The 3776-nt window shown below is 64.6% G+C and carries 3 protein-coding genes; 1 reads left to right on the top strand and 2 read right to left on the bottom strand.

The features are described 5' to 3' along the window. Positions 1-2105: heterodisulfide reductase-related iron-sulfur binding cluster (locus V5A53_RS13670; protein WP_332314172.1), on the bottom strand; the 2105-nt coding region annotated here is incomplete at its 3' end. A 162-nt stretch (positions 2106-2267) separates the two neighbouring features. Next, on the bottom strand, positions 2268-2615 hold the full coding sequence (locus V5A53_RS13665) for a hypothetical protein (RefSeq protein ID WP_332314171.1): 348 nt from the start codon (positions 2613-2615) through the stop codon (positions 2268-2270). An 88-nt stretch (positions 2616-2703) separates the two neighbouring features. Between V5A53_RS13665 and V5A53_RS13660 the strand changes: the two genes are divergently transcribed. Next, on the top strand, positions 2704-3776 hold a 1073-nt coding region (locus V5A53_RS13660), incomplete at its 3' end, for a tRNA (guanine(26)-N(2))-dimethyltransferase (protein WP_332314170.1).

Here is a 3776-nt window from a genome sequence, read left to right as displayed (position 1 = left end):
GCCTCGACGATGAGTTCGGCCACGTCGACGATCTCGATGTCGTCTTCGAAGCCGCCGGTCTTGCGGCCGTCCTCGTACATCGTCATGCACATCGGGCAGGCGACGACGAACTTCTCGACGGCCTGGCCGGCCTCGGTGTCCTCGAGCGCCTCGCGGAGACGCTCCTCGCTGGGCTTGGTCTCCTCTTCGAGGTCCATCCAGAGGCCACCGCCACCGCCACCACAACAGAAGCTGTTATCGCGGTTGCGGGGCATCTCGTGGAGGTCACACCCGGTCGCACGCACGAGTTCGCGCGGCGCCTCGTACTCGTCGTTGTACCGGCCGAGGTGGCAGGGGTCGTGGTAGGTGACCGTGTAGTCGAGTTCGGTCCCGGCGAGACCGAGGGCGTTGGCCTCGACCAGTTCCTCGACGGTCTGGGTCCAGTGCTGGACCTCGACGTCGCCGTCGCGGTTCCAGTAGCCCTCGATGGCGAACTCCATCATCGGGTCGTCGGCGAACTCGTCGAAGTCGACCTCGGGGTACTCGTTCTTGAACGTGTTGTAGGAGTGGGGGTCCGTACAGACGATGTTGTCGTAATCACACTCCTCGAAGGTGTCGACGAGCGTGCCGGCCTGCTCGACGAAGAGGAACTCCTCGCCGATGCGGCGGATGTCGTTGCCGTCGTAGACCTCATCTTCGTAGAGGATGCCGACCTCGACGTCGGCGTGCTCGAAGATCTTCGCCAGCGAACGGGCGACCTTCTTGTTCCGCTCGTCGTAACTCGGGTAGTCGCCGACGTACCAGAGGTACTCGACGCTCTCCTCGCGGGCGTCCGCGACCTCGAAGTCCAGTTCCTCGGTCCAGTTGCCGCGGTCCGAGGGCGAGTCACCGAAGGTGTTGCCCTTCTGCATGACGTTCTGGAAGGTATCCTGGATCTCGGGGCGGATGGCACCCTCGTCGGCCATCTGTCGGTTCATCCGGGTGAAGCTGTTGAGGTGCTCGATCTCGACCGGACAGGCGTCCATACAGGCCATACAGGCCATGCACGATTCCATCGTCTCGGTATTGATGACGCCACCACCGTCGGCGATGATCGCCTTCTCGTCGCCGCCGGCGTCGAGTTCCTGGCGGTACTCCTTGAGGTCGAGGATCACGTCACGCGGGTCCAGCGGCCGGCCGGAGGCCTTGGCGGGACAGACCGAGGAACAGCGACCACACTTCGTACAGGCGTCCTGGTCGAGCAGTTCCTTCCACGTGAAGTCGTCGATGGATTCGGCGTTGGTCGCATCGAGGTCCGAGGGCACGCCGGGCAGGCGAGCGCCGGCCTTCTCGTCGCGTGCGACGACGTTGGCGAACGACGAGAACATGTGGAACGGCTTGGCGTACGGAATCGCGGCGATGAAGACGAACGCCAGCAGGGTGTGGGACCACCACGCCAGCGGGTAGACGGCCGCGGCACTCGACGCATCGAGGCCGATGCCGGCCAGCGCCGCCGCGACGGCGGTGCCGACGAAGCTCACGGACTCGGGGCCCTGCCCGATGATGCGGAGGCCTTCGAGCAGGAAGCCGCCGACGCCGAGGAAGAAGAGCGACCACACGAGGAAGGCGTCCTCCCAGTTGGTGTGTTTGCCCCACAGGCGGTCGTTTCGAGCGACGTAGCGGCGCCACAGCGCGATGCCGAGGCCGACGACGAAGAGCAGGCCGAGGGCGTCGGTCACGAGCTGGTAGGAGAGATAGAAGTCACCGACCCAGAAGGACTCGCCCGTCGCGATGCGGTAGATGTCGATGTCGATGAAGAGGATGGTCGTCGCGATGAGCAGGGTCAGAAAGCCCCACAGGATGAAGGCGTGCATCAGGCCGCCCACCAGGTCGCGGTTGAACTGTTTCTCGTTCGATCCGACGATCTTCGCCGCGCTGATGACCCGGTTCGGCAGGTCATCGAGGCGGTCGAACCAGTCGTCCGAGCCTTCGGCATAGCGCGCGAAGCGCTGGTAGATGCCGATGGCGGCGATGAGAACGGTTAGCGTGGCGAGGAAGTAGAAGACGACCTTCTGGACGGGACCGATCTGCCAGTAGGTCTCGCGGGCAAGGTCTTCCCCCGCCTGAATCGGTAGCACCGGTAGCATACGGGAAACGGATGGTGCTATCCGCTTAAGCTTTGTTACACAGCCCCGCGAGAGCGCCGCCATCCGGCAAAAATTAGGGTTTGAGAGGCTGGGACTGTGGATAGCCGGTTGGTTTATATTGCCGGCGTTGGGCGCCCGACCAGAAACCACCCCGAACCCCGGCTAGAGGAACTCCCGAACCTCGGAGTACCACATATCGTGGTGGTCTACGGCGTCGATGCGGCGTGCGATCTTCACCGCGATGACGTGCCAACAGAGGTCGGTCGGCTCCTCGGGGTCGAGGTTGTACCGGGAATCCTCACACTCACAGGTGCCGTCTTCGACGACGTGTTCCTCGGAGTGGCCGACGACGACGGTGAAATCCCGGTATTCCTTGACGCGCTCTTCGCCGACGGCCTCGATGGCCTTCACGCCGCGGTCGCCGTGGGTGGCGATGATGCGGTCGACGGCGTCACTACTCAACTCGCCGTCGGCTTCCAGTATCGCCTCCCACTCGTCGACCGCTGTCACTATCGGAGACGTGTGTGCCCGGGAGGAAAACAGGTTCGGTCGGCCGAGGAACCCGCTGCTTTTCTAGTCGGCCCGACCAACCAGAGGTATGGAAGTCCGCGAAGGGGACGTCCGAATCGAAGTTCCCGAGGAGCGCCACGGCGCCAGCGAAGGCTCCGGGTCGGGCGTGTTTTATAATCCAGTCCAGGAATTGAACCGCGACATCACGGCGGGCGTCCTCCGTGCGGTCGCGGACGATTGTGAGACGTATCTCGACGCCATGACCGCAAGCGGCGTGCGAGCGGTCCGAGCCGCCGAAGCCGGCTACGCGGCGACCGGCTGTGACGTCGACCCCGACGCAGTCGAGTTGGCACGGCGGAACTTCGAGTTGAACGACCTCGATGGCGACGTCGTCCATCGAAACGTCAACGCCCACATGCACGAAACCGACTACGACGTCATCGATCTGGACCCCTTCGGAACACCGATTCCCTTCGCCGACGCGGCCTTTCAGAGCGGCCGCGAGTACGTCTGTGTCACCGCGACCGACACCGCCCCGCTCTGTGGTGCCCACTTCGAAAGCGGCGTCCGGAGTTACGGCGCCGTTCCCCGGAACACCGAGTTCCACAGCGAGATGGGCCTGCGCGTGTTGCTGTCGGCGCTCGTCCGAACGGCCGCCCGCTACGACGTCGCCGCCCGACCCGTGTTGAGCCACGCGACGAGTCACTACGTGCGCACGTACCTGGAACTGGAATCCGGCGCGAAAGCCGCCAACCGACTCATCGACCAGTTGGGCTACGTCGACCACTGCCAGCAGTGTCTGTGGCGCGACAGCGAGGCGGCGCTGATGGCCGATCCGACCGACGAGTGCCCGAACTGCGGGCAGTCGACGTGGACCGCCGACCGGATATGGCTCGGCCCCGCCCACGACGCCGAGTTCGTCGAACGGGTTTCCGAGGCGATTCCGCCGACCTTCGGCACCGCCGAGAAATCGAAGGGCCTGCTGGCGACGATCGCCGACGAGCTCCATCGGCCGACCCACTACGACCAGCACAAACTCTACAAGCGATGGGGCGAGCCAAACCCCGCGATGGACGAGTTTCTGGAGGCCCTCCGGGATGCCGGCCACGAAACCTCGCGGACGCACTTCGGCGGCACGACGTTCAAAACGGACGCGGACGT

Source organism: Natronomonas sp., from assembly GCF_036625485.1.
Lineage (GTDB): Archaea > Halobacteriota > Halobacteria > Halobacteriales > Haloarculaceae > Natronomonas.
The sequence above is the reverse complement of the archived record's forward strand: the minus strand, read 5'-3'. Positions and strand labels throughout refer to the sequence as shown.